The organism is Kribbella sp. NBC_01484, from assembly GCF_036227145.1.
GTDB lineage: Bacteria > Actinomycetota > Actinomycetes > Propionibacteriales > Kribbellaceae > Kribbella.
Genome location: NZ_CP109437.1, coordinates 7,695,530 through 7,719,258, shown reverse-complemented (window position 1 = coordinate 7,719,258; position 23,729 = coordinate 7,695,530). Strand labels below are relative to the sequence as shown.

Annotated in this window: 27 protein-coding genes and 3 pseudogenes; 13 read left to right on the top strand and 17 right to left on the bottom strand. The window is 66.9% G+C overall.

Annotated features, from left to right (window positions below):
- Nucleotides 1-174: 174 nt before the first annotated feature.
- From OG555_RS43035 to OG555_RS37275, 3 genes and pseudogenes are all read left to right on the top strand, one after another.
- Nucleotides 175-255, top strand: a pseudogene (locus tag OG555_RS43035) (universal stress protein); the annotation flags it as partial.
- A gap of 29 nt (nucleotides 256-284) precedes the next feature.
- On the top strand, nucleotides 285-488 hold the full coding sequence (locus tag OG555_RS43030) for a universal stress protein (RefSeq protein ID WP_442914544.1): 204 nt from the start codon (nucleotides 285-287) through the stop codon (nucleotides 486-488).
- A gap of 3 nt (nucleotides 489-491) precedes the next feature.
- Nucleotides 492-971: a TraR/DksA family transcriptional regulator gene (locus OG555_RS37275; protein ID WP_329477876.1), complete on the top strand. Its 480-nt coding sequence runs from the start codon at nucleotides 492-494 to the stop codon at nucleotides 969-971.
- 418 nt (nucleotides 972-1,389) lie between these two features.
- Here the strand turns inward: OG555_RS37275 and OG555_RS37270 are convergent, their stop codons facing one another.
- The 4 genes from OG555_RS37270 to fdxA all read right to left on the bottom strand — a co-directional run bounded on the left by OG555_RS37270 (nucleotide 1,390) and on the right by fdxA (nucleotide 3,295).
- Nucleotides 1,390-1,824: a hypothetical protein gene (locus OG555_RS37270; protein ID WP_329477874.1), complete on the bottom strand. Its 435-nt coding sequence runs from the start codon at nucleotides 1,822-1,824 to the stop codon at nucleotides 1,390-1,392.
- 129 nt (nucleotides 1,825-1,953) lie between these two features.
- On the bottom strand, nucleotides 1,954-2,262 hold the full coding sequence (locus OG555_RS37265) for a cupin domain-containing protein (RefSeq protein ID WP_329477872.1): 309 nt from the start codon (nucleotides 2,260-2,262) through the stop codon (nucleotides 1,954-1,956).
- Nucleotides 2,262-2,963 carry a helix-turn-helix transcriptional regulator gene (locus OG555_RS37260; RefSeq protein WP_329477870.1) on the bottom strand — a complete coding sequence of 234 codons (702 nt, stop codon included), beginning with the start codon at nucleotides 2,961-2,963 and terminating at the stop codon, nucleotides 2,262-2,264. The genes OG555_RS37265 and OG555_RS37260 overlap by 1 nt, the downstream gene beginning before the upstream one ends.
- Nucleotides 2,960-3,295, bottom strand: a complete 336-nt coding sequence (gene fdxA / locus OG555_RS37255; protein ID WP_329477867.1) for a ferredoxin — start codon at nucleotides 3,293-3,295, stop codon at nucleotides 2,960-2,962. Before fdxA ends, OG555_RS37260 begins: the two co-directional genes overlap by 4 nt.
- A gap of 87 nt (nucleotides 3,296-3,382) precedes the next feature.
- On the opposite strand from fdxA, the gene OG555_RS37250 reads away from it, so the two are divergent.
- Nucleotides 3,383-4,099: a DUF2249 domain-containing protein gene (locus OG555_RS37250; protein ID WP_329477865.1), complete on the top strand. Its 717-nt coding sequence runs from the start codon at nucleotides 3,383-3,385 to the stop codon at nucleotides 4,097-4,099.
- 73 nt (nucleotides 4,100-4,172) lie between these two features.
- Nucleotides 4,173-4,508 carry a cupin domain-containing protein gene (locus OG555_RS37245; protein WP_329477863.1) on the top strand — a complete coding sequence of 112 codons (336 nt, stop codon included), beginning with the start codon at nucleotides 4,173-4,175 and terminating at the stop codon, nucleotides 4,506-4,508.
- Between the two features lie 34 nt (nucleotides 4,509-4,542).
- Here the strand turns inward: OG555_RS37245 and OG555_RS37240 are convergent, their stop codons facing one another.
- The 7 genes and pseudogenes from OG555_RS37240 to OG555_RS37210 all read right to left on the bottom strand — a co-directional run bounded on the left by OG555_RS37240 (nucleotide 4,543) and on the right by OG555_RS37210 (nucleotide 11,197).
- On the bottom strand, nucleotides 4,543-4,908 hold the full coding sequence (locus OG555_RS37240) for a DUF488 domain-containing protein (RefSeq protein WP_329477861.1): 366 nt from the start codon (nucleotides 4,906-4,908) through the stop codon (nucleotides 4,543-4,545).
- Between the two features lie 3 nt (nucleotides 4,909-4,911).
- Nucleotides 4,912-5,595, bottom strand: coding sequence for a V-type ATP synthase subunit D (locus OG555_RS37235; protein WP_329477859.1), 684 nt, complete (start codon nucleotides 5,593-5,595; stop codon nucleotides 4,912-4,914).
- A 268-nt stretch (nucleotides 5,596-5,863) separates the two neighbouring features.
- The gene (locus OG555_RS37230) at nucleotides 5,864-6,295 is read right to left on the bottom strand and encodes a hypothetical protein (RefSeq protein WP_329477857.1); all 432 of its coding nucleotides are present in this window, start codon (nucleotides 6,293-6,295) and stop codon (nucleotides 5,864-5,866) included.
- Nucleotides 6,296-6,463: 168 nt separating this feature from the next.
- The gene (locus tag OG555_RS37225) at nucleotides 6,464-7,039 is read right to left on the bottom strand and encodes an NAD-dependent epimerase/dehydratase family protein (RefSeq protein ID WP_329484923.1); all 576 of its coding nucleotides are present in this window, start codon (nucleotides 7,037-7,039) and stop codon (nucleotides 6,464-6,466) included.
- 26 nt (nucleotides 7,040-7,065) lie between these two features.
- Nucleotides 7,066-7,407, bottom strand: a pseudogene (locus OG555_RS37220) (NAD-dependent epimerase/dehydratase family protein); the annotation flags it as partial.
- 44 nt (nucleotides 7,408-7,451) lie between these two features.
- On the bottom strand, nucleotides 7,452-10,208 hold the full coding sequence (gene aceE, locus OG555_RS37215) for a pyruvate dehydrogenase (acetyl-transferring), homodimeric type (protein WP_329477855.1): 2,757 nt from the start codon (nucleotides 10,206-10,208) through the stop codon (nucleotides 7,452-7,454).
- Nucleotides 10,205-11,197: a universal stress protein gene (locus OG555_RS37210; protein ID WP_329477853.1), complete on the bottom strand. Its 993-nt coding sequence runs from the start codon at nucleotides 11,195-11,197 to the stop codon at nucleotides 10,205-10,207. The genes aceE and OG555_RS37210 overlap by 4 nt, the downstream gene beginning before the upstream one ends.
- Before the next feature lie 594 nt (nucleotides 11,198-11,791).
- Here OG555_RS37210 and OG555_RS37205 point away from each other — a divergent pair.
- Nucleotides 11,792-12,872, top strand: a pseudogene (locus OG555_RS37205) (ABC transporter ATP-binding protein).
- Nucleotides 12,873-12,982: 110 nt separating this feature from the next.
- Here OG555_RS37205 and OG555_RS37200 read toward each other — a convergent pair.
- Nucleotides 12,983-13,975 carry a universal stress protein gene (locus OG555_RS37200; protein ID WP_329477850.1) on the bottom strand — a complete coding sequence of 331 codons (993 nt, stop codon included), beginning with the start codon at nucleotides 13,973-13,975 and terminating at the stop codon, nucleotides 12,983-12,985.
- Between the two features lie 180 nt (nucleotides 13,976-14,155).
- On the opposite strand from OG555_RS37200, the gene OG555_RS37195 reads away from it, so the two are divergent.
- From OG555_RS37195 to OG555_RS37180, 4 genes are all read left to right on the top strand, one after another.
- Nucleotides 14,156-15,397, top strand: coding sequence for a PucR family transcriptional regulator (locus OG555_RS37195; protein WP_329477849.1), 1,242 nt, complete (start codon nucleotides 14,156-14,158; stop codon nucleotides 15,395-15,397).
- Nucleotides 15,398-15,698: 301 nt separating this feature from the next.
- On the top strand, nucleotides 15,699-16,457 hold the full coding sequence (locus OG555_RS37190; RefSeq protein WP_329477847.1) for a hypothetical protein: 759 nt from the start codon (nucleotides 15,699-15,701) through the stop codon (nucleotides 16,455-16,457).
- Between the two features lie 58 nt (nucleotides 16,458-16,515).
- Nucleotides 16,516-17,685 (top strand): transaldolase, encoded by a 1,170-nt coding sequence (gene tal, locus OG555_RS37185; RefSeq protein ID WP_329477845.1) that lies wholly within the window; start codon nucleotides 16,516-16,518, stop codon nucleotides 17,683-17,685.
- Nucleotides 17,648-18,145 carry a VOC family protein gene (locus OG555_RS37180; RefSeq protein WP_329477843.1) on the top strand — a complete coding sequence of 166 codons (498 nt, stop codon included), beginning with the start codon at nucleotides 17,648-17,650 and terminating at the stop codon, nucleotides 18,143-18,145. The genes tal and OG555_RS37180 overlap by 38 nt, the downstream gene beginning before the upstream one ends.
- 316 nt (nucleotides 18,146-18,461) lie before the next feature.
- Here the strand turns inward: OG555_RS37180 and OG555_RS37175 are convergent, their stop codons facing one another.
- The 5 genes from OG555_RS37175 to OG555_RS37155 form a co-directional block, all read right to left on the bottom strand.
- Nucleotides 18,462-19,286 (bottom strand): rod shape-determining protein, encoded by an 825-nt coding sequence (locus OG555_RS37175; protein WP_329477841.1) that lies wholly within the window; start codon nucleotides 19,284-19,286, stop codon nucleotides 18,462-18,464.
- Between the two features lie 20 nt (nucleotides 19,287-19,306).
- Nucleotides 19,307-19,663: a molecular chaperone DnaK gene (locus tag OG555_RS37170; RefSeq protein WP_329477839.1), complete on the bottom strand. Its 357-nt coding sequence runs from the start codon at nucleotides 19,661-19,663 to the stop codon at nucleotides 19,307-19,309.
- A 112-nt stretch (nucleotides 19,664-19,775) separates the two neighbouring features.
- A complete protein-coding gene (locus OG555_RS37165) occupies nucleotides 19,776-20,087 on the bottom strand; it encodes a TraR/DksA family transcriptional regulator (RefSeq protein ID WP_329477837.1) in 312 nt (103 codons plus the stop codon).
- 236 nt (nucleotides 20,088-20,323) lie between these two features.
- A complete protein-coding gene (locus OG555_RS37160) occupies nucleotides 20,324-20,695 on the bottom strand; it encodes a hypothetical protein (protein WP_329477835.1) in 372 nt (123 codons plus the stop codon).
- A 28-nt stretch (nucleotides 20,696-20,723) separates the two neighbouring features.
- Nucleotides 20,724-21,038 carry a TraR/DksA family transcriptional regulator gene (locus tag OG555_RS37155; protein WP_329477833.1) on the bottom strand — a complete coding sequence of 105 codons (315 nt, stop codon included), beginning with the start codon at nucleotides 21,036-21,038 and terminating at the stop codon, nucleotides 20,724-20,726.
- A 260-nt stretch (nucleotides 21,039-21,298) separates the two neighbouring features.
- Between OG555_RS37155 and OG555_RS37150 the strand changes: the two genes are divergently transcribed.
- From OG555_RS37150 to OG555_RS37140, 3 genes are all read left to right on the top strand, one after another.
- Nucleotides 21,299-22,300, top strand: coding sequence for a HAMP domain-containing sensor histidine kinase (locus tag OG555_RS37150; RefSeq protein WP_329477831.1), 1,002 nt, complete (start codon nucleotides 21,299-21,301; stop codon nucleotides 22,298-22,300).
- 2 nt (nucleotides 22,301-22,302) lie between these two features.
- Nucleotides 22,303-22,962, top strand: a complete 660-nt coding sequence (locus OG555_RS37145) for a response regulator transcription factor (protein ID WP_329477829.1) — start codon at nucleotides 22,303-22,305, stop codon at nucleotides 22,960-22,962.
- 190 nt (nucleotides 22,963-23,152) lie between these two features.
- On the top strand, nucleotides 23,153-23,635 hold the full coding sequence (locus OG555_RS37140; protein WP_329477826.1) for a TraR/DksA family transcriptional regulator: 483 nt from the start codon (nucleotides 23,153-23,155) through the stop codon (nucleotides 23,633-23,635).
- The last annotated feature ends 94 nt before the right edge of the window (nucleotides 23,636-23,729 follow it).

Sequence of the window (23,729 nt, the reverse complement as noted above, 5' to 3'; positions counted from 1 at the left end):
CCTGGCCCGCGCCGTCCGCACCGAGGAGCTGGCGGGTCTGGGCCAGACCCAAACGCGCAGCGACCGGCATTGCCCTTGCCGGGCCATCGGCCACGCACGCGCAACAGAAGAACGCCGTGACAGCTGCGAAGGACGCGCTCGACACGCACGTACATCATTTGAGGAGAGATAAAGATGGAGAAGATCGTAGTCGGCATCGACGGCAGCCGGACCGCCCAGCAGGCACTCGCGTGGGCAGCAGCGGAGGCCAGGCTGCGCGGTGCCGGTCTGGTCGTCATCCGCACATGGCAGCAACCCACTACAGCCCTCATGTCCCCGTACGCCGCCGCACAGGACAGCTCTCTGCTCGTAGTCGGCTCACGCGGACGGGGCGGTTGCTGCTCGGGTCGGTCAGCCAGCAGGTCGCTCACGAGGCCTCCGTCCCAGTCGTCATCATCCCGCCGGCGGCGACAGTGATGGATGGACACGGCAGCCAATGGGAGGGCTGACAGATGGCTTCCCCGGTCGGGGTTGGACGTGCGGTGGCGGCCGCTCGAATGGCCACCCCGGGCAAGCGGCGGATGCCTGCCGAAGCGCTGGCCGTCCTGAAGCTCAGGTTGCAGGAAGACCGCTTCTTCCGCCGGAACCAACTGCGTGATCTCTTGGACCGGTCCAGGCCAAATCGGCCGAAGGAGCAATGCACCACCGCGCGGATCGAGGTTCAAGCCCAGCTGACCGCTGCTGCAATAGAGGTACTGAGCGACATCGAGGCCGCGTTGATTCGGATGAACACCGGCCGGTACGGCCGTTGCCAGATGTGCGAAGCGGCCACCGGTCTGCAGCGCCTTCTAATCGTGCCGCACACTCGCTACTGTGCCCGCTGTCACCGTGCCAAGGAGATCGGAGCCCGACGCGCCGACCGCGGCGGCTGGGTCGACGGCTTGGCGGCCCATGGAGATGTCTTGGGTGATGGAGACCCTGGCTTGGCCTAGGTGCTCGGCGATGCGGCCGGCAGGTGTACTCGGTTGGATCAGGTTCCGATGGCCAACTCGCGAACCTCACTGGACTCGCGGCCGAGCCCGAACAACTGCTTGTCCTAGGCCCGCCGCGCCGTCTCTGCTCAGGGCGGCACAGGACAGCTCCATCCCTGTCGTCCGCTCGCGCCGACGGGCCAGCTTCGCCGGGCTGCTGCTCGGCCGCCTCGCCATCCGCGGCGACGTCGACAAGCGGGCGTTCAACGCATTCTGGCTGGTCGATAACCGAGTGGTGGCCCGGAATGCAGGTCAACTTGTGGACGAGGGCATCGCGCCGGTCCAGGAATTTGATCCGGACCAAGCAGCCGGTCGATCCGGATCGGCTGGCGGACGCCTCGGTGCCGCTGGCCGAACACGTTATGGCCTAGGCGGCGGGTCACCCCGCTACCAGAAGGCAGACACCGAGCGCCGCCAGGGTGAGTGCCTTCGCGGCCTCGAGCCCGACGTAGTACAGGTGGTGGGCGGCCGAGCGGGGCGGGTTCTGACCGGCGAGGACGCGGTCGGTGCGCTGGTTGAGTCGTGGCCGAACAATGATGAGCTGTCCGGCCAGGATGACGATGACGATCGCGGCCAGAGCCGCTACCGTCCCTGTAGGCCGTCCGGCAGCGATCGCGGCGAGGGCGACCAGCGCCAACGTGATCTCCGCGCGGTTGAGCGCCCGGAATACGATGCGGCCGATGCCCAGTCCGATGGAGATGTCGACGCCGGGGGCCCGGAACTTGAGCGGCGTCTCCAGGAAGGAGATCGCCAGCACCATGCCGAGCCAGACAAAGATGGCGGCAGTTGCTACCGCGGCGGGTGCTGCGTTCACCGTTCCTCCTGGATCCGTGCTGTTGCGGCTCGCACATGGGTGAGGGGAGTGGACATGTTGCCGAAGGCCCCTAGGCCGCCGGCCAGTTCGCGAGTCGCGCGACGAATTCCGGGGGCGAGGCGACGATCATCATGACTGCGGGTTCGGTACCCGGGTTGGCCAGGCTGACTCGTTCCCCGGTGGCGATGCGTGCGACGGCGCCGGGGCGAGTCGGTGGTGCTGGTCGCCTTGCCGCAGTTCGATCGAGCCGGACACGTGGACCAGGACGATCTCGGACGGACCGTGGTCGTGTTCGGGCAGGCCGCCGCCGGGCGGGATCCACACCTGGAGCATGGCGATGTTGTCGGGGGTCTCGGCGGCCACGAGGACCTCCATGGTCGGGCCGCCGGGGATGGGCGCGCGGCGTCGTGGTGTCGTGCCGATCCTGGTGATGTACATCAGTTGCTCCTGTGACGCCGCTGCTGCGGGCGGGTACCCGCGGTACGGTTGCGGGTGGGGGACAGGTGGACGAGGCAGGCGTCTGGCTCGGCGAACGGCTCGAGGCGGGTGGCCGCGATCGGTGCTCGGATTTCGGCGAGTGCGCCCCGCATCAGGCCGAGATGCAAGGGGCACAAGGTGGAGGAGTACTCCTCGGCAAGTTCGAGGAAGGGACAGTGGCGCAATCTGATCTGGTCGTCGCCGGCGGACTCCGGTGCGAAGCCCAGTTCGGTCATCATCGCGGTTAGTCGTTGCGTGGCCTCTGCGGCGCCGGTCTGATGGGTCGGATCGACCTGCTCGACGAGGTAGCCGCCCCACTTGCGGCCCGCGGCCTCGGCCTTGGTGCCCGCATCGCGGTTCGTGGACAGCTGACCGAGCAGGATCTTGGCCAGCAGGTGGTATTCACGCCGCCCGCCGCGGTCCATCCCGGGATGGGGTGCGTGGACGGTTCGGGGTCGGCCCGGCCCGGACGGCTGCTCGAGCCGGCGGTCGACCAGACCTTGTTCCACCAGCGCGTCGAGGTGGAAGCGGACCGTGTTTGGGTGGATTCCGAGCCGTTCGGCGAGTTCAGTGACGCCGAGGGGATCGTTTGAGGAGCGCAGTGCTTCGAGCACTGCGGCGCGGCGCGGCTTCTCTGTGTCGTCGGAGTCAGCTCTGGTCATGATGGCAAGCTTCCCTGATCCTGCGCCGCAAGGGCGGCGATGAGGGGATGGTCGTGGTCGATGACACCGACTTTGAAGGCTCCACCCGGGGATCCGAGATCGTCGAAGAATCCCGCGTTCGCCGCCTGGTAGTCCTTCCACTGTTCGGGCAGGTCGTCCTCGTAGAAGATGGCCTCGACCGGACATACCGGTTCACACGCGCCGCAGTCGATGCACTCGTCGGGGTGGATGTAGAGGGAGCGCCCGCCCTCGTAGATGCAGTCGACCGGGCACTCGTCGACGCATGCGCGGTCCTTCAGGTCGACACATGGCCTCGCTATCACGTAGGTCACAGCTGACTCCTCACCAGACGCTTGTAATTACTACAAATATCACATGTAATAATCATACGAAACAGCGATGTGAAGGAGGGTGGCACCATGCCGGCTTCGGAGATCTACATCGAGGCGACCGGGACAGATCCCGATGTCATCGCTCGAGGTGTGGTCCGTGAGGTACACGAACGGTTGCGGTCCGGACTCGCGGAGCTGTCCACGACCCACGCGGCTGATGGCACCGATCAGCGGCCGTCCGCGGAGATCGTCGACTTCTGCCTTCATGAGCTGCGCCGGTATCTGGCCGTCGCCGATCGCGACCTGTACGCGCCCGCGGCCGGGGATGCCGAGACGCGGCTGCTGGTGGCTGCCCTTCGCATCGGGGCCGCGGCGCTCAACGCCCGGATCGACGATCTGGCGGCCGCGTTCGATGCGGCAAGGATCAGCGACTTGATCGCGGCGCTGGATCTTCAGCTCCAGATCGAGGAGTCGGTGCTGATGCCTGCGCTCGCCGGCCTGCCCAGCATGGATCCGTCGTTGCTCGCCGCTGGCCTGCGCGCCTACCTGGCGGGAGAGCAGGTCGAGGAGCCGAGTGTCATCGATGTCCGGACTATCGCGCGCGGTGGCCGTCACCCGCGGGTCTTCGCCCGTTATGCCGGCCTGGCGCCGGGAGAGGCGTTCATCCTGGTCAACAGTCACGACCCCAAGCCGCTGCGCCGGGAGTTCGAAGCCATTCATGCCGGCGCCTTTACCTGGGACTATCTGCAGACCGGACCCGAGGAGTGGCGCGTCCGGATCGGACGGGTCGCCGTCGATGGCTGAGGACTCACCGGCTGAGTCGCGTGTTCCCGCCGATCTGGCGGCCGAACGGCCGATGGCGCGGATCCTTGCCGACGTGCGCGAGTTCGCCGGCGACTCCCTCCTTGCCTCCGGCGCGCGGTGGAAGCTCGACGAGCCGGGGCGCGAGCTCGACGCGAACCTCATTCATCTGCCTGCCGGGCAGCGTGTGGAAACCCACACCGAGTCGGAACTGGACGTCCTGCTCGTCGTCGTGGCGGGAAGCGGCACCGTCGACACCCCTGATGGTTCGAAGTCTCTTGCCGACGGCAACCTCGTGTGGTTGCCGCGCGGCTCGACGCGCAGCATCGCCGCCGGCAAGGACGGACTGTCCTATCTGACTGTTCACCGGCGCCGTCCCGGCCTGCAGATCAGACCGCGTCCTGGTCCGTAGGTCACCCAGTCACTACCCGACCTGCGGGCGTGGCTCAGCGTGCTTCTCGTAGGAGGTCCGCCAGCACGGCAGCTTGACTGTGATCCACGTCCCGGGTCGCGGTCACCAGCGTCAGTGTTGAGCCGCGGGCCAATGTGCGCAGCTCGTCGAGTGCCGCCCGTTTGGACGGTGTCGCGAGCTCCTCGCGATAGCGCGCCTCGAACTGTCCGAACTTCTCCGGGACGTGGCCGTACCACTTGCGCAGTTCCGTGGACGGTGCGACGTCTTTGGCCCATACGTCGATCGCGGCTGCATCCTTGCGGATGCCGCGCGGCCAGATGCGGTCCACCAGGATCCGGATACCATCGTCGGTCGCGGCCTGGTCGTAGATCCTGCGAACCCGCACGCCTCTGGCGGTCATGACTCACCGTCCGTCGGGTCGCGCCAGCCGGGCACCGTCGGTACCATGCCCATCCAGCCCGGTGGGGTCCAGGCCACCGCGCGCTGGCCACGACAGGAAGCCGACCAGCTGCTGGAACGGCTGCCAGCCGCGCCGGTTCAACATCAGGACCGGCTCGTCCTCGGCGGGCGCGTCGGAAGACGCCACGCGCTCGACGGCGACGGCCTGGCCGGCGATCTCCGTCGCCAACCGACGCACGCTCAACTCCACCGCGCACAGGTCGAGCAGCCACTCGAGTTGCTCCTGGTACGCCAGCGCGACAGTGTCGAGATGGGTCGAGGTGACGGCAGATGCCCAGCCCCGGGTACGTGCGTTGCGGCGAACTGGATCATGAGGCAGGTCGACGATGTGAACCCCGGCCACGGTCCGGGACTGCATGTCTGCGTCGATCCCGGTCGCGGCGGCCAGGGCAAACGATGCGAAGGGCTCGGGTCCGCAGACCGCGGTGGCCTCGTCAAGACGCTGTCGGGCTCGGATGGCGAGGCAGCGCGGCTGTTGCAATCCGTCGAGGAGCTCCGACTGGTGATGGCGGAACTCCCGCACCAGCGCCGTTCTCGTGTCCTTGAGGAGATCGCGGCCCTGACTGACGAAGACCGCTCGCCGGCGGCGGTCGAGCAACTCACTTCGGGTGGCGACAAGGGATTGCATGGCACGCTCCCGGATGTCTGATCGGGCATTTCTGACACTGCCGTGACCCCGCCTCGCCGGGTACTGGCATCTCCGGCGAGGGTCGAACCGCATTGATCGCCGGCAACCGGCAATCGTGCGGCCGACCTGACGGGCGTCACCCCGGAAGTTGCCCGACGCAACAGTCACTTCGAGACGTGCTGCGGAGGCCAGATCTCCACCAAGGCCAACTGGTCGGTCGAGCGGATCTTTCAATGCCAACGGGCCTATGAGCCTTTGTGGGGACTCGTCAGGAGCCGTGCCGGGCGGGTGCATACTTGGTGGCGAGCCGGGCCAGTGCGAGGGCGGCGATTAGGAGGCCGAAGTCGCGTAGTGCGACGTCGTAGAAGCCTGAGAGGGTGAGCAGGTTGAGGATGATGCCCGCAAGCCAGGCGGCGACGATGAGTGCGCCGTAGCGCGGAATCAGGGCGACGGCCACGCCGGCGACGATCTCGATGATGCCGATGGCGTGCATCGCGTCTTGTCCGGAGCCGGGGACGATGTCGTTGATCCATGGGGCGAGGTAGCCCGGCCAGTCGGTCAGCAGGTTGGCGAACTTGTCGAGGCCGAAGACGATCGGCGCGATCGTGAAGACCGTTCGCAGTAGCAGGAACGCCTGGTAGGCCGGGTCCGATAGCGCCTCCCGGCGCGTTGTGTGGGCGGTATGCCCCTCAGTGCTCATCATTTACTCCTTCTAGAGCGTCGATGTCCTTCTATGCTTGTCTCGCGGGCACGAACTGGCACCGCCGCCCACCGGCTGACTTCGCGGGCAATTGGTTGCCGATCTTCGGCAACACCCGGAGATCCGAACCGTCGGTTGAGGCAGTTCCAGGCGAGCGGGGCGCTTGGCTCAGGAATGCGTGGCGTGGGCCAACTCCGCCGCGAATCCCTGTCGCCATGAGCTGTAGCGCGGAGCCCAGTCGAGGGTGCGCCGGGCGAGTGTGTTGTCGGCGCCGCGCAACTGGGTCATGAAGGCGACCCCCCAGCCTCCGACGGCCAACCTGCCAAGAGCCGCGGGCACATGCTTCGGTGGTGGAGCGTCTAGCAGTTCGGCGAGGATGGGCAGCCATTCGGGCACCGGTGCAGGCTCGTCGTCGACCACGTTGAGCACGCCGCGGACGTGGCTGTCCAGCGCTGCGGTGATGGCCGCGGCGGCGTCCTGGACATGGGTGAAGGAGAAGGTGCCGTCCCCGGAGCCGATGATCGGCATCTTCCCGGCCTGTACCTGACGTACGAACGATCCGTTACGGCCATAGATCGTGCCGTGTCCGTAGAGCTGTCCTAGCCGCAATACCAGCCCACCTGCCTGCCGTGTGCGCTCCTCAAGCGACCGTAAGGCGGCGAGCACCGGGGCGAACTGCCGCGGTGGATCCCGCCATAACGGTGCGTCCTCGGTGGCCGGAACCCACTTGTTCGGCTCGTAGATGCAGCCAGGCCTTCGGTGATGACACGCTTGGCGCCGGCCTGTTCGGCGGCGTACAGCAGGTTGCGGGTCCCCTCTGTCCGCAGTCGGTTGGTCTGCGCGAAGTCGCGGCTCATCCGGCGCGGATTGAGCTTGGCCGGAATCGCGGTGAGCAGGTGAACCACCGCGTCGGGTGCAGCATCCTTGACTACGCGGCTCAGCGCTTCGGAGTCCAGTGCATCGGCCTCGGCGACTACGGCTCCCAGCATCTCGACCTCGACGGCGGCGCCGTACGAGCGCGCCAACCCGACCACCTCATGGCCCCGGGAGGTGAGCAGTGGCAGTAGTCGGCGGCCGATGACGCCCGTTGCACCGGCCACAGAGACGCGCATGGTTCCTCCTGGGAGAGTCGGTTCTCGTTGGCGAGCGCCGGGCGTCACTGTGGTGCGTCATCATCGTCGTCGCCGGGCTGGTCCTGGGCTTCGTCGGCCAGGTGGTAGATCGTCATGGCCTGCCGCGGTGCTGAGTCGTCGACGTCGCCCTGTCCGGCCAGTTGCTGCAGCACCCGCACGACAATGGATTGTGCGTCGATTCCGAAGTGGCGGCGCAGGGCTGCGCGGGTGTCGGAGTGGCCGAACCCGTCGGCGCCCAGCGAGGCCCATGTGCCAGGCACGAAGGGCGCGATCTGGTCCGGTACGGCCCGCATCCAGTCCGAAACAGCCACGACTGGGCCTGAAGTGTCGTTCAAGCGCCTCGTGACGTATGGGATTCGGGGCGGCTCGCCGGAGTGCGACAGTGTCCATTCTTCGGCGGCGAGTCCGTCACGGCGCAACTGCGTCCACGATGTCACCGACCACACGTCGGCCTGCACGCCCCAATCCGTTTGCAGGAGGCGTTGCGCTTCCATTGCCCAGGGCCTCGCGATGCCGGAGGCAAGGATCTGCGCCTTCGGACCATCGCCCTCCGGGGCAGGGGAGTAGCGGTGCATCCCGGCGAGGATCCCGCCTACGTCGACACCATCGGGCTCGGCCGGTTGCGCGATCGGCTCGTTGTAAAGGGTGAAGTAATAGAAGACGTTCTGGTCTTCGCCGGGTCGCGGATCGCCGTACATGCGCCGGAGTGCGTCGGCGGTGATGTGGCCGAGCTCGAAGGCATAGGCGGCGTCATAGGCGACGCACGCAGGGTTGGTAGATGCCAACAGCAACGAATGTCCGTCCTGATGCTGCAGGCCTTCGCCGTTGAGGGTCGTGCGGCCGGCAGTGGCGCCCAAGAGGAATCCTCGGGTCATCTGGTCGGCGGCGGCCCAGAGTTGGTCGCCGGTGCGCTGGAACCCGAACATCGAGTAGAAGATGTAGAGCGGGATCATCGGTTCGCCGTGGGTGGCGTACGACGTACCGGCCGCTGTCCACGATGCAGCAGATCCGGCCTCGGTGATGCCCTCGTGGAGGAGAACACCGTGGATGTCCTCCTGATAGCTCAGCATCTGTTCCCGGTCCACGGACAGGTAGTTCTGTCCATGGGGCGAGTAGATCTTCTTGGACGGGAACAAGGAATCCAGCCCGAAGGTGCGGGCCTCGTCGGGGATGATCGGCACGAACCGGTGACCCATCTTCGGGTCTTTCATGAGGTCCTTGAGCAGCCGGACGAACGCCATCGTGGTAGCGACCTCTTGCCTGCCTGAGCCCCGCCGGGCGACGTCGTAGGCTGCGGCGCCGGGCACGACAAGAGGCTTGCTCTGTACTCTGCGCGCGGGCAGGTACCCGCCGAGGACGCGCCGCCGCTCGTGCAGATACTCCACCTCTGGCGAGTTGTCCGCGGGTCGGTAGTAGGGCGGCTTCACCTCGTCGAGGGCCGAGTCGGGAATGTCCAGGAACAGCCGGTCCCGGAACCCCTTGAGGCCGTCCATGGTCAGCTTCTTCATCTGATGGGTGGAGTTGCGGCTCTCGAAGTGCGAGCCGAGGGTCCATCCCTTGATGGTCTTGGCCAGGATGACCGTCGGTTGCCCGGTGTGTTCGGTGGCCGCCAGGTAGGCGGCGTAGAGCTTGCGGTAGTCGTGTCCGCCGCGTTTGAGGTTCCAGATCTCGGCGTCGGACAGGTGCTCGACCATCGCGGCCGTGCGGGGATCGCGGCCGAAGAAGTGCTCCCGGACGAACGCACCGGATTCGGCCTTGTAGGTCTGGAAGTCGCCGTCGGGTGTGGTGTTCATCAGGTTGAGCAGCGCGCCGTCGGTGTCGGCGGCCAGCAGTGGATCCCAATCGCGGCCCCAGATCACCTTGATGACGTTCCAGCCGGCTCCGCAGAAGTATGACTCCAGTTCCTGGATGATCTTGCCGTTGCCTCGGACCGGGCCGTCGAGGCGTTGCAGGTTGCAGTTGATGACGAAGGTGAGGTTGTCGAGTTCTTCACGTGCCGCGACGCCGATTGCGCCGAGCGACTCGGGTTCGTCCATCTCGCCGTCACCGAGGAAGGCCCACACTCGCTGGTTGCTGGTGTCCTTGAGGCCGCGGTTGTGCAGGTAGCGGTTGAAGCGGGCTTGATAGATCGCGTTGATGGGGCCGAGACCCATCGAGACCGTGGGGAATTCCCAGAAATCCGGCATCAGCCGCGGGTGCGAGTACGACGGCAGTCCGCCGCCCAGTCCGGCATGTGAGAATTCCTGCCGGAACCCGTCGAGCTGGCTTTCGGTGAGTCGTCCTTCCAGGAACGCGCGCGCGTAGATGCCTGGTGAGGCGTGTCCTTGGAAGTAGATCTGATCGCCGCCGCCGGGTGCGTCGTGGCCACGGAAGAAGTGGTTGAAGCCGACCTCGAACAGCGCCGCGGCGGAGGCGTAGGTAGAGATGTGACCGCCGACGCCGATGCCGGGCCGCTGCGCACGGTGGACCATGACCGCGGCGTTCCAGCGGTTGTAGGCCCGGATCCGCCGTTCGATGTGTTCGTCGCCGGGGAAAGCCGGCTCAGCGTCGGGTGCGATCGTGTTGAGATAGTCGGTACTGCGCAGATTCGCCACACCGACGCGGCGGTCGCGCGCTCGCTGCAGGATGCTGAGCAGCAGATACCGCGCTCTGTTCTGCCCGGCATGATCGACCACCTGATCGATCGATTCGAGCCACTCCTGGGTCTCTGACGGATCCAGGTCGAGTAGTTGGCTGTGCAACCCGAGACTTTCTGGCAGGCCTTGCGGCGTCGGTGTCATGACTGCTCCTTCAGGTCTGAGAGCTCGTCCGGTGACCTGCCCGCGAAGCGGAGCTGGCCGGCCGATGAGGGTTTGACAGATGACGTTCGGTGCGGACGGATCACGGCGACGGAACAGGCGGCGTGCTGCAGTACCGCGTGGCTGACCGATCCCAGCAACATCCCGGCGAAGCCTCCGCGGCCGCGCGATCCGACGACGATCAGTTCGGCGCCCGCCGACGAATCGATCAATGCCTGGGCCGGGTGACCGTGCACGAGCTTCGTCTGTACGTCGACGCCCGGGAAGAGCACGCGCATGCGCTCTGTCGCTTCGGTGAGTAGTTGCCGGTCGAGCTGGTCGACGATGTCTGCGGGAACACGAAGTGACGGGTGCTGTCGAGTTGTCATCGCGGCGTGCACTGCGGTGATTCCGATGTGGCGGCGCGACGCATGCTGGTAGGCGAACCGGATCGCCGCGGTCGAGATCTCCGAGCCGTCGACGCCGACCACGATCCGCCCGGTCGGCGCCGCGGGGAGCGCCGTACCGTCGCCGTGGGGGTGGACGACGATCACTGGGCACGGGGCATGTGCGGCCACCGTGGCGCTGACGGACCCCAGGAGCAGGCCGCGGAAGCCACCGAGGCCGCGGCTGCCCACGACCACCAGGTCTGCGTTTTGCGCCTGGCTCAGCAATGTCGGTGCAGGGGGGCCGACGAGCAGGTCAGTAGTGACTTTGATGTTGGGGGCAACTTCTCGCGCATGTGCCTCCGCCTCGGTGAGGATCCATTCGGCGGCCGATTGGAGGCCGAGGTTCGTGTCCCCGGCGAAGGCCATGTCCAGGGCGTTGCCGATCATCGGCCAACTGAAGGCGTGAACGATGCGCAGGGGGCAGTACCTCGACGACGCCTCCGCAGCTGCCCAGGCCAGCGCGGCCTGCGCGGACGCCGATCCGTCAACACCGACCAGAACTGAGCGAAGCCCCCGATTGTTTGCAGTGGTTGCCTTCGTCATGTCACCGCTCCACTTCAGCTCTGGATGTCCTGCGGTTTCGACTGTGCCGTTGCTGTGCTGAGACAGGTAGTGCTGTGATCGGCGAACCTGTGACCGGGCTCGTGGCCGACGTCCGGCAACGATGCTGTCCCTCGCGGCGCGGGGCCATTGCCGATCCGAGGCCGTGTCCAGTCGAGGAGGCCATCGTTGCCGGGCCCCGGCGATCAGGGCAGCTTCAGTTCGCCGATCGGCGCCGTACCGGTCGCGGGCAAGCAGCGGCAAAGTCGTCAGTGTACGAATAGGAGGTTGTCGTGGATCAATCGGTCGCCCACCGATCGAAGTTCCCGAGGGGACGGACCGACACGGAACCGGCACCGGCCGGCGCAGGCGTCTCCACAATCCACGAAACTGCCGAGCCGGCACAACCTGATTGGGGCGGGCTACCCGTTGGTTGTGCTGACCCGGCCTGGCAGCCCTGAGGATTGCTGGGAACCCCTGATCGCGTTGCCCGGTTTGCGGACTGTCGTCAGCGTGCGGGAGCTCGCGCCCGGGAGGTCGCGCATGTGGTCGTCGGCCCGGGATCCGTTCCGGCACGCGAAGGAAAGGAAGCGTGACATGGCAACTGTCTCGTTCAAGGGAGCCACCCGGGTGTACCCGGGCCAGCGATTCGCCAGCTGTGGACAAGCTGGATCTGGACATCGCCGACGGTGAATTCATGGTGCTCGTCGGCCCGTCAGGTTGTGGCAAGTCCACCTCATTGCGGATGCTCGCCGGCCTCGAGGAGGTGGACGAGGGCTCCATCTACATTGGCGATCGTAACGTCACCAACTCCCCGCCGAAGGAGCGGGACATCGCGATGGTGTTCCAGAACTACGCGCTCTACCCACACATGACGGTCGCGGACAACATGGGCTTCGCCCTGAAAATGCGTGGCCTACCCAAGGACGAGCGAGTCAAGCGCGTCGCCGAGGCAGCCCAGCTGCTCGGCATCGAGGAGTACCTCGAGCGCAAGCCGAAAGCACTGTCCGGTGGTCAGCGCCAACGGGTGGCGATGGGTCGTGCGATCGTCCGTGATCCGCAGGTGTTCCTGATGGACGAGCCGCTGTCCAACCTCGACGCCAAGCTGCGCGTGCAGACCCGTACCCAGATCGCCGAGCTGCAGCAGCGCCTCGGGGTGACGACGGTGTACGTCACGCACGACCAGGTCGAGGCCATGACGATGGGCGACCGAGTGGCCGTCCTCAAGGACGGTCGACTGCAACAGGTCGACAAGCCGCTGCGCCTCTACGACCGGCCGAAGAACGTGTTCGTGGCGGGCTTCATGGGCTCGCCGGCGATGAATCTGATCGAGGCTGAGATCACTGACGGTGGTGCGAAGATCGGCGACTACGTAGTCCCGATCGCTCGCGAAGTGCTGGACAAGGCCGGCGATGACAAGACCCTGATGCTGGGCATCCGGCCGGAGGCGTTCCATATTGCCGCCGAGGGCCTCCCGGTCAGGGTGGCGGTGATCGAGGAGCTCGGCTCGGGCGCGTTTCTGTACGGCTCCGCGGAGCACACCAGCTTGAATCAGGAGATCATCGCCCGGATCGGCACCCGAATGCACAGCGAGAAGGGCGCCTTGGTCCACCTTGCGCCACAGTCGGAGAAGGTCCACGTCTTCTCTACCTCCACCGAGAACCGCCTCAGCGCCTAACCCCCAACCGCCCCACCGCCGGCCTCTGCTCTCCTCGCAGTGGACGGCGGCACGTCGGTTCGAGAAGCCGGTGAGGTGGTCCTTCGCCCGCGTGGCCCGCGGCGGCGACGTCAGGACAGATCTTTCATGTCCGCGAAACGATTCGGTGCGGCGATCTCCAGGCTGGGGTGCTGCGCCGGCGTCGGGCTTTTGGCCGTGGCCCGGTGGGGGTGGATGACCGCGACTGGGCAGCCGGCGTGCTGCAGCACCGCTTGGCTGACCGATCCCAGCAGCATCCCGGTGAACCCGCCGCGCCCGCGTGAACCGACCACGATCAGCTCGGCGCCGGCGGCTTCGTCGAGCAGCGCCTGTACCGGGTGGCTGTGTACGAGTTTGGTCTTCACATCGATGCCGGGGATGAGGATCCGCTTGCTGTCCATTGCTTCGGCGAACAGTTGCCGGTCGACCTGTTCGACGATGTCGGCGGGGACTCGCAGTGATGGATGCTGGCGGGTCGGCGTCGCGGCGTGGATGGCGGTGATTCCGATGCGGTGGCGTGCTGCCTCCTGGAAGGCGAAGCGGATTGCGACGGCCGAGATTTCTGACCCGTCGACGCCGACCACGATGCGGCCGGTCGGGGTGGTGGGGAACGCTGTGCCGTGTCGGTGGGGGTGGACGACGATCACCGGACATGGGGCGTGTGCGGTGACTGTGGAGCTGACCGATCCCACCAGCAGACCGCGGAAGCCGCCGAGTCCGCGGCTGCCGACAACTAACAGTTCGGCACCCTGCGCTTGACTCAGCAACGTCGGTACGGCGCCGGCCGCGACCACCTCTGCGGTGACCCTGATATCGAGAGCAGCGCGGCGCGCATGGTTCTCGGCCTCGCGGACTATCAAGGCGGCCGCGGCCCGGAGACCGTCGTTCATGGGCTCGGTGAGGTTCAGGCCGAACGGGTCTCCGATCATCGGCCAGGTGAAGGTATGAACGATGTGCAGCGGGCGGCGTCTGTACGCTGCCTCGGCAGCCGCCCAGTCGAGCGCGGCTTGCGCGGAGACCGAACCGTCGACGCCGACCAGGACAGGTCGGTGGCCGTAGGCGTCTACAACAATGGTGCTCGTCATGTCGTCGCTTCGCTTCAGCTGTGGGGTGCATCTGCGGTTCGACTGTGCCGTTCCGGCACCGTGACAGCTACGGCAAGGATCGGCGAACCTCAGGCCGCCCTGATGGCCGACGCCCGGCAACGATGCTGTAATGGGACCGCGTCGCACGACTGCGGCGATATCTCACGGGGAGGGAGTGAGATGAGCGACTACAGCGGGCTACCCGGACTGAGCGAGAGCGCCCCCAACAGCGCCGACGAGGCCTGGCTGACGGCGATCGCGCAGGCAGCCGCCGGCGACGCACAGGCGCCGCTAGAGTTGCTGGTCGAATACCTCACCCTGCTCGCGGACGCTGCCATCTCCGGGCGGGGTCCGCGAGAGCATGAGCTGGCGATCGTGCGTGAACTCGGGCGTCGCGCCGCAGAGCAGGGTATTCCGGCGGGACGGGTTGTCGACTTGTACCTGTCCGCGGCGTGGCGGATGTGGCGGGATCTGCCTGACGTCGTGCCGTACCGGGACCGTGACACGGTCCGCGCCTCGGCCCAGGCGGTACTGCGGGCGGTCGGTGAAGCGATCGCCGTCCTGGTGGACAGCTACCAGGTCGCTACCAAGCAGCTGATCAGGCAGGAGGAATCGCTGCGCCGCGAGCTGGTCGACGACCTGCTCCGTGGCGATGCTGACGTGTCCCGGATGGTCGAGCGTGCCGAACCGTTCGGGCTCGACCTCGGCCGGTCCCACCAGGTGGTCCTGGCCGCACCCGCGGACGGGCTGCCCGACAGCGACACGACAGCCGGCATGCTGGAGCGGTTCATCCTGGACCAGTTCGGGGACCGCGAGGTGCTCGTCGCTACCAAAGAAGGCCTCTTGGTGATGTTGCTCCCGGCAACCGCACCCACGCGGGCTCCTCGCACCACCATTAAAGACGTCGGGGAACTCGTCCACGACGCGTTGATCCGGCAGCGGCCAGGCCGCACCTGGCGGGTCGCCTCCGGTCGCGCCTATCCCGGCTCCTACGGCATCGCCCGTTCCTACGAGGAGGCGCGCGAGGCGCTGATGCTGGCCGAGCGGCTGCAACTCGACACGCCCGTGGTCGCTGCCCGCGACATGCTCGTCTACCGGGTCCTGATCCGCGACCAAGCCGCCATCGTCGATCTGATCCAGGCCGTGCTCGGCCCGCTGACCCAGGCCCGCGGCGGTGCTGAGCCTCTTCTGCAGACCCTCGAGGCGTACTTCGCGACCGGTGAGGTAGCCACCGAGGCGGCCCGCCGCCTGAACATGTCGGTACGCACCGTCACCTACCGGCTGGACAAGGTGAAGTCCCTGACCGGGCACGACCCGGGCGACCCTGCACAGCGGTTCACGCTGCACATCGCCGTCCTCGGCGCGCGCCTGCTCGAGTGGCCTGTGCGTGATCTTCCGACGGGCGCGGACGCACACGCCTAGCTGACGCGACGTGGCGTCCCCCGACGGATCATCGTTGCCGGGCGTCGGCCAACACCGCAGCCTGAGGTTCGCCGATCGTCGCCGTACCTGTCCACGCCGTGCGGCGACAGAATCGTAGCTGCACAGCCAAGATCCCTGAGTTCGACCCTTCCACGGTCGGCCTAGGACTTGCCGCTCATGCAGGGCCGAGCCGCGGGCCGGACTCACGAGATCCGCCCGCCACCGTAAGGAGATTTGTCGTGGACCAATCAGTCGCCGCTCGCCTCGACACGCCCGACGCCACGGTGCCGGAGAGCACACCATGAGGGCCTATCGAGTCTCCTGGTTCTTCTTCTGTGGTGTGCTCGGCGCATTCGGCGCATTCGGCGCAGTCGTGGCGGTCACCTCGTCCCTGGCGACCGCCATCGCGCTGTTCATCTGCGGGTGCGTAGCCGGCGGTGTCGTCGCGATGATCGTGCTGGACCCGAAGGACGAGACTCGCCTCCCGCGTGACAGCCGACGAATAGTCGCCAAAAGCTCGATCCTCGCCGGAGCCGGGATCGTGGCCTTCGGCGGCGTCGTGGCGATGGTTGGTGGTTCGACGGCGGTCCTGCTGCTCGCGGTCACGGCCGGAGGTTCGCCGTACATGGTCGACTACTGCGTTGGCCGGCTCAGGGACCGCGGCCACCTCTCCAACCCCGTATCGAGGTCTGCCCGGCCGGACCCTGCCGAGCCCTCGTCAGGGTCCGTGGCGGCGCCGACCTCGTGGACCGAGCCGAGCCGGCCATCCGAGCCACACGTCGCCCCGGCCGCCCTGAGCGATGACGCATTGTGCCTGGCGTGGCGGGCCAGTTTCTCGGCACTGCAAAGTGCACGGTCGGCAGCCGAACGGCTATCGGTCGTCGATGAGCGCCGGGCATATCTTGACGAGCTCGAGAACCGCAACGCGCGTGGAATGGCGGCGTGGCTGGCATCAGGAGCCAGGGCCGCGGGAGATCCGAGCAGGTTCGTCCAGGGCGACAGCGTCTCGTGCCACGACACGATCGATTGGGACAGCCTCATCCACGGCACCGACAGCTGAACCCTGCCCACGACGAGCACCGCTGCAACTGGCCGATGCCAGGGAAACCGAGAACGCGATGACCAAGCTTGAACGTCTATACAGTTACTACGGGCAGAGCCCGTGGCTGGACAACCTGACCCGCGCGTACTTGCGCGACGGCACCTTGGCGCGCATGGTCGCCCATGGGATCCGCGGCGTCACCGCGAACCCGACGATCTTCGCCCGGAGCATTACCGGTTCGCACGACTACGACGAACAGTTCTTAGCGCTGATGAAGGCTGGCAAGTCGGTGGACGAAGCCTACTGGGAGTTGGTCATCTCCGACGTCGGCCAGGCACTCTCGGTCCTGCGTCCGGTGTTCGATCGTGGTGATTGCGTCGACGGATTCGTCTCGGTGGAGGTGTCTCCGGAGTTGGCTCACGACGCTCCGGCGACGATCGCCGCCGCGCGGTGGCTGCGCCGGCGTATCGCTCAACCCAATCTGCTGGTGAAGATTCCGGCAACTGCCGAAGGCGTCACCGCCGTCGAAACGCTGACCGGTGAGGGCAGCAGCATCAACGTGACCTTGCTGTTCTCGCTGTCTCGCTACGCCGAGATCCTCGAGGCCTATCTGTCCGGGCTGGAGAAGTTCACCGCGAACGGCGGCGATCCCTCGACTCTGAGCAGCGTCGCCTCCTTCTTCGTCAGCCGGGTCGACACCGAGGTCGACCGGCGACTCGAGGCACTCGGGACCGACGAGGCGCTGGCTCTGCGCGGCCAAGCCGCGGTCGCGCAGGCCAAGCTGGCCTACCGGTTGTTCACCGAACGATTCTCTTCCAAGCGCTGGCACTGGCTGGCCGCCATGGGCGCAGATGTCCAGCGTCCACTGTGGGCCTCGACGTCCACCAAGAACCCCAAGGACCGCGACACCCGCTACGTCGAGGAACTCATCGGCCCCGAGACGGTCACGACCTTGCCCGAAGCAACCATCGCCGCCTTCGAGGATCACGGCACGATGGCTCGCACCGTCGACAGCGGTGTACCGCAGGCAGCCGAACTGATGCAGCGGCTGGCGGCAGTTGGAATCGACATGACGGCCGTAGGTCGCACCCTGGAGGACAACGGCATCGCCAGCTTCGACAAGGCCTACCAAGACGTCCTGGCGAACCTGACGCACCTCGCGGCAGCCCCGCAGACACCCGGCCAGACCAGCGAGAAAGGTTCTCCGGATGCCTCTCGACGACGCAGCCACACCCGCCGCGGCTGAACCTGTCTCCCTCGCCGGGAAGGTCGCCCCGGCCGCAGCGGAACAGCGGCCGGGTTTGAGCCTGACCTCCGCGGTGATGTTCGTGTCCGACCTGGACCGGTCGGTTGCCTTCTACGCAGAACTGCTGGCGTGGACAATCGCCGTCCACGAGCTAGATGCTGCGCTCCTGGCATGCCCTGACGGCGGCCAGCTTTATCTACGCAGACGAGGCCCTAGAGCCCCGCACGGCCTCGGCCACATCGGGGTGCAGTACCTCATCTGGACCGCGCCGAGCGAGAACGAACTGGACCGCTGCGAACGGGTACTGACCCAACAGTCCGGCCGGGTGACGCGATCAATCCGCGATGGGTTCACCATGGTCGAGGGCCGTGGCCCCGACAACGCGCCGATCCTCATCGCCTACCCCGGGCCGGACGAAGCGCCCCGGCATCAGGTCATGAAGCGAATTTACAGCTGGTGACCTCGGCCCGGTTTAAGCCGGTAGCCGGGTCTGCCGGTCCTGCGTCGCAGTTCGCCGACAGGCGCTGGCCGAGGCGATGAAGGTCAACCGCGGCCATTCAGCGAGTGACGCGCTCCAGCGGTGCCAGGCCGACGTAAGACAGAACGGCGTTGGCCACGAGCGTGCCGCCTAGGCCGCCGATCAGGACGACAGCGTCTCAGTCAGCGCCCAGTGGCGACACGGTCACCGGTGCTCGCAGCAGCAATGCCGTGGCTACGCCGAGCACCACCGCATTGACTCTGAAGATGCTGTCGGTCTCACGATCGGCGCTGTGGAGTCAATGAGGCTGTTCGCCAAGGATAGAGGGGTGGTGGTGGGCAGCGACCATGGCCAGACCAGCGCCGCGGACGGCGGCGGTGTGGGGGGCGGGAGCAGGACGCACCGGGGCCAGCAGCTGTTTAGCCAGCCCATAGGTGATCTCCGGGCGCAGCGCGCCGCCTCCGATGAGGAGCGGCCCACGATCCAAGGCATCGACAACTAGTCCACCGCAGTCAAGGTGCAGGAGGTCGGTCACCACTGCGACGATCGACTGCACGAGCTCGGAAACGGTCGTGGTCGCGCCAAGATCGGAGGTTCCCACGTTCAATCGATGGGCCTCCGTCACGCCGCCATCCACGAGCAAACCCACTTCGGTCAGGCCGGCTCCGATGTCCAGCACCAACAGTGGCCGGGCCACGTCGGCGCCTGATCCGAGCGCGGCGGCTTTCACACCGTCAATGGTCAGCACGACCCGCGCGTCGAGAACCTCCAGCGCGGCGCGGGCCACGCTCTTGTGCTGACCAGGGCACAGGACTGGGGTGGTCAACACAACCATCGAGTAGTGACCGAGGCCGGCTCGGCGGCCGAGGAGGCGTTCGAGGACGCGAGCGGCCTCCGCCTTGTCCACGACGACGCCGCGTTGCACGGGACGACTGCCACCGTCCGCGCCCGGCGCGATGATCGTGGGCACGTCGAAGATCAGACCATGGTCCGGCATCCACGCCCTGGTGCGGGCGCTGCCCAGGTCGATCGCTACGCCGGACGACCGCTGGCTGGCCGACCACGTACCGCGCCGCCGCAGCGACGCCATACGCGGGAACGGCGTACGCGCGGCCGGAGTCACGAGACTGCCTCCTTGACGCGTCACGAGACAGCCTCCTTGAGTTGGTGGCACGGGCCGCAGTACCGGGCGTGCGGCAGGATGCGCAGGCACGCCAGCGGAATGGGCCGGTCACAGAGGTGACAGCAGCCGTACTGACCGGCATCCATCCGGCGCAGCGCGGCGCTGACATCGGTGAGCACCACCCGGGCGGCCGCGGCGAGAGCGGTCAGCACCTCTTGACGGGCGTGCTGATCGGCTGGCAGGTCGTCGCGGCTTGGCCAGATGCCGGCGAGCTGCTCCAGCCGGAACGCGCGCTCAGCATGAAGGTCAGCGCGGAGCGCAACCAGGTCCTCGGGACCTAGTTCGGCTTCGTTGACAGTGGCGAACATGTAGCTCAAGACTTCACACCCTTACAAGGCGTCAGAAGAGAACAGATTGGGCCGGGCCCTATCGAGGTCGGGCAGTGCACCGACGCAACGGCCCCGGGATCCGATTTCTGGTAGGCATCGGTCAGGCGGCGCGTTGCTGACACCTGACGCAGTAGCGCACGTAGGGCAGGATCTCGAGCCGCTCTCCCGGAATGCGGGTTTTGCAGCCCTGGCACGTGCCATAGGTGTCGCCGGTCAGGCGGTCTTCGGCTGCGGTGATCTCGGTCAAGACGCGTCTGATGGCGGCTGTCCGCGCCGTCGCGAGGTCCCCGTCCGCGAGAGCTGCACCGTCTTCGATGGCGCTGAGTTGGGTCAGGCGGGAGTTGCGTTCATGTTGCAGGCGCTGGCGTGCCTCGTGCACGGTCATGTTGGGGGAGCGGGCCACGGTGGTCACTGAAGATACGTCCTCTCACGAACGCTGGGAACGAAAGTAGACGCCGCTGCAGCCAACGGAAGCACATGTTGTGCACCGTTCGCCCCAGTTGCGCCTTGCCTTCAACCATGCCCGACACCGACCGCGGTGACCATCGGGACCAGCACCCATTTATCCAGGCGGTCGGGCTGTAGGGCCCGCCGAGTCGGTGTCGTAGCCAAGCGCGGGGACGGACTGCTCCCGGGCTGTGAATGCGCTCACTGCTGGGTCACGAGGAAGTGCTGACAGAGTGTGCAATAGCGCGCCTGAGGGTGGACGGACAGGCATTGGAGGCTGATGGTGCGGCCACATCGGCCACATCCGCCGTACCGCCCCGCGTCCATTCGGGCCAGAGCGGCCTCAGTATCGGCCAATGCGGTCCGCGCGGCCACGGCGAGTTTGTCACGGATCTCGCTGTGGGCGGCGGTGTCACGAGCGCCGGCCGTCCCGGAGACGTCGTCGGCGCTCCGGGCGATGTCCCGGAGTTGTTGACGCCGGAACAGCAACTGTTCGTACAGACTCGCCCGCAGAACGGTGAGTTGTGCGGGCTCGAGGCGTCGGTTATCGGCTGCAGAGATCTGATGGGTCACGACGCAACTCCTCCATTGGACTCGACTCTCAGCTGGCGCGTTGCTGGCACCCCACGCAGAAGCGGGCGTAAGGCAGGATCTCGAGACGCTCGACGGGGATGGCGGTTCGGCAGTTGTCGCAATCTCCGTAGGAGCCGTCGGCCAGACGCCGTCCGGCAGCGTCGATCTCTTCGAGCACACGCTCGATCGCGGCGGTCTGCGCCGCCTGCAGGTCCTCGTCCGCATACGGCGCGGACTCCTCGATCGCCCTCAGCTGGACGAGGCGCGAGCTGCGCTCGTGTTCCAGGCGCTGGCGTGCTTCGTGTTTTGTGAGGTGCTGGATGCGGCCCATGTCGGTGGTCATTGAATCGGGTCCTTTCAAGGGACGGCAACCGGAGGCCGGCGTGCGCCCGGGAGGCAGTGTGCACGCTGGCGGTCTGCGCCGGCCGTCTTGAGGCTCGTGACTGGTTCTGTCACCACCATCGGCGATGCTGCGTGCGCAGACCATCGGGCCTGACACCCATTTCGGGGAGCACGGGCTGCTGCAGGCAGCGGGAGGCGGATGAGTGCCAGCCCCGATCGACTTGCAGTGGGAGAGCGGGCAGGCTGGGGAGCATGCAACGTATGCCGAGCCATCAGACCGCTGCGGTGCAGAGAGGGGTGCTTGCGGTGCCATTGTTCTGGCGCATCTTTGCTCTGAACGCGGTGGTGCTGGCTGCCGCGACGGCGCTGTTGCTGTGGGCGCCGGTGACCGTGTCGGTTCCAGTGGTGTTTACCGAGGCACTGGTGCTGCTGGGCGGTTTCGCGGTGATGCTGGTCGCGAACGCCGTACTGCTGCAGGTGGGTCTGGCTCCACTGGATCGGCTGAGCCGCCGGATGGCGACGGTCGATCTGCTGAAGCCCGGGCAGCGCCTGCCGGTGGCAGGGCACGGTGGCGTCTCCCAGTTGATCCGTGCTTTCAACGACATGCTGTCGCGGTTGGAGGCAGAACGTGCCACCAGCAGTACGCGTGCGCTGTCTGCTCAGGAGGCGGAGCGGCGACGGATCGCCCAGGAGTTGCATGACGAAGTCGGCCAGAGCCTGACCGCCGTACTGCTGGAACTCAAACGCGCGGCCGGTCGCGTGGACGACTCCGAGCTGCGTGCAGACCTGCTCCATGCTCAGGAGACGACCCGGGAGAGCCTGGACGAGGTACGCCGGCTTGCGCGGAGACTGCGGCCGGGTGTGCTGGAGGACCTTGGTCTCGTCAGTGCTTTGACTGCGCTGGTCACCGAGTTGTCCACGCACACCGGTCTCGCGATACGTCACCAGTTCCAGCCTGGTCTCCCTGCGTTGGACCAGCAGGCCGAGCTGGTGATCTACCGGGTCGCCCAGGAGGGGCTGACCAACGTCGCCCGTCATGCGGACGCTACCCAGGTCGAGATCAGCCTGCGCCACGGCGAGGGAGTTGTCAGTCTCCAGATCCGTGACGACGGTCGCGGCCTCGGGCTGGCCCACGAGGGAGCAGGAATCCGTGGCATGCGGGAGCGCGCACTGCTGGTCGGCGCGGCCCTCGATGTCGGCGCCGCGCCGGCAGGTGGCACCGAGGTGAACCTGCTGGTGCCTATCGACCCGAACGGAGGATGAGCATGGCTGCACAGGACGCCACCCGCATCCTGCTCGCCGACGACCATGCACTGGTACGCCGCGGTGTACGGCTGATCCTGGACAGCGAACCTGGGCTGACGGTGGTCGCCGAAGCAGGGGACGGAAAGGAGGCCGTCGACCTGGCCCTGTCTACCGAGATCGATCTGGCGATTCTCGACATCGCGATGCCGCGGATGACCGGGCTGCAGGCAGCGCGTGAGCTGTCGTCGCGCCAACCTGACCTGCGGATTCTCATGCTGACGATGTACGACAACGAGCAGTACTTCTTCCAGGCCCTCAAGGCCGGAGCGGCGGGGTATGTACTGAAGTCCGTCGCCGACCGCGACCTGGTGGAGGCCTGCCGGGCCGCGATGCGCGGAGAGCCGTTCCTCTACCCGGGAGCGGTGAACGCGCTGATCCGCAACTACCTGAATCGGGCGCGCCTCGGCCAGACCATCCCGGAGCAGATCCTGACCGCCCGCGAGGAGGAGGTCCTCAAGCTCGTTGCCGAGGGTCACTCCTCGAAGGAGATCGCGGGAACCCTGTTCATCAGCGTCAAGACAGTCGAGCGGCACCGGGCGAACATGCTCCAGAAGCTTGGCCTCCGCGACCGGTTGGAACTGACCCGCTACGCGATCCGGGCTGGCCTGATCGAGCCCTGAGCCCGAGCGCCCTCGCTCACATAGCCCTTGCCGGCTGTGCGCGATTGCCGATACCCGGCAAGGACGGAGCCCGACCTTGACCGGTCAGTGACGTACTTAGCTCGCAGGCGAGACGGCATCGTTGGTACTTGCGCGGACCCGGAGGCGAGAGAGGTCGCGGCTCCGCGATCCCTGCGACGAGGAGGTTTCGATGACCGATCTGGATCAGGCGGCGCCACCCAGGCCACCACGTGACGGGCGGACCGTCGACTCGCGGTGGTACCGCAGCGAGCTCGAGCAGCAGCGCCAGTTTCGCCTCGATCAGCTCACAGACTTGGCCTACGACGAGATGGACACATCCAACGACTCTCTGGGCGAGGTGACAGCGACGCTGATGACCGCTGTCAGGGCCGCGCTGGCGGACATCGACGCTGCTCTCTTCCGGCTTGCGATCGGTCGCTTCGGAGTCCGTCAACGGTGTGGTCGCGCGATGCCCACGGACCGGCTGCAGGCCATTCCGACGGCCAGTCTGTGCTTGCGATGCCAACGCTCCAAGGAGCTGGACAATCCTCACCTGCATCCCTGGCGCACGGGAACCATTCCTCCGGCGTCTCCTTCGCGACCGTCGCGTGAAATCGTCGATGTGTGGGGCGAGGATTCGTTCCCCGCCAGCGACCCGCCGGCGAACTGGTGAGTCGGCCTGTGGGGACCAGCCAGGCCGACGACAGCGATCCGATCCACGAGCAGTTGACGCATGTCGGCGCCCACCAGGACCGACCCTGGTCGCT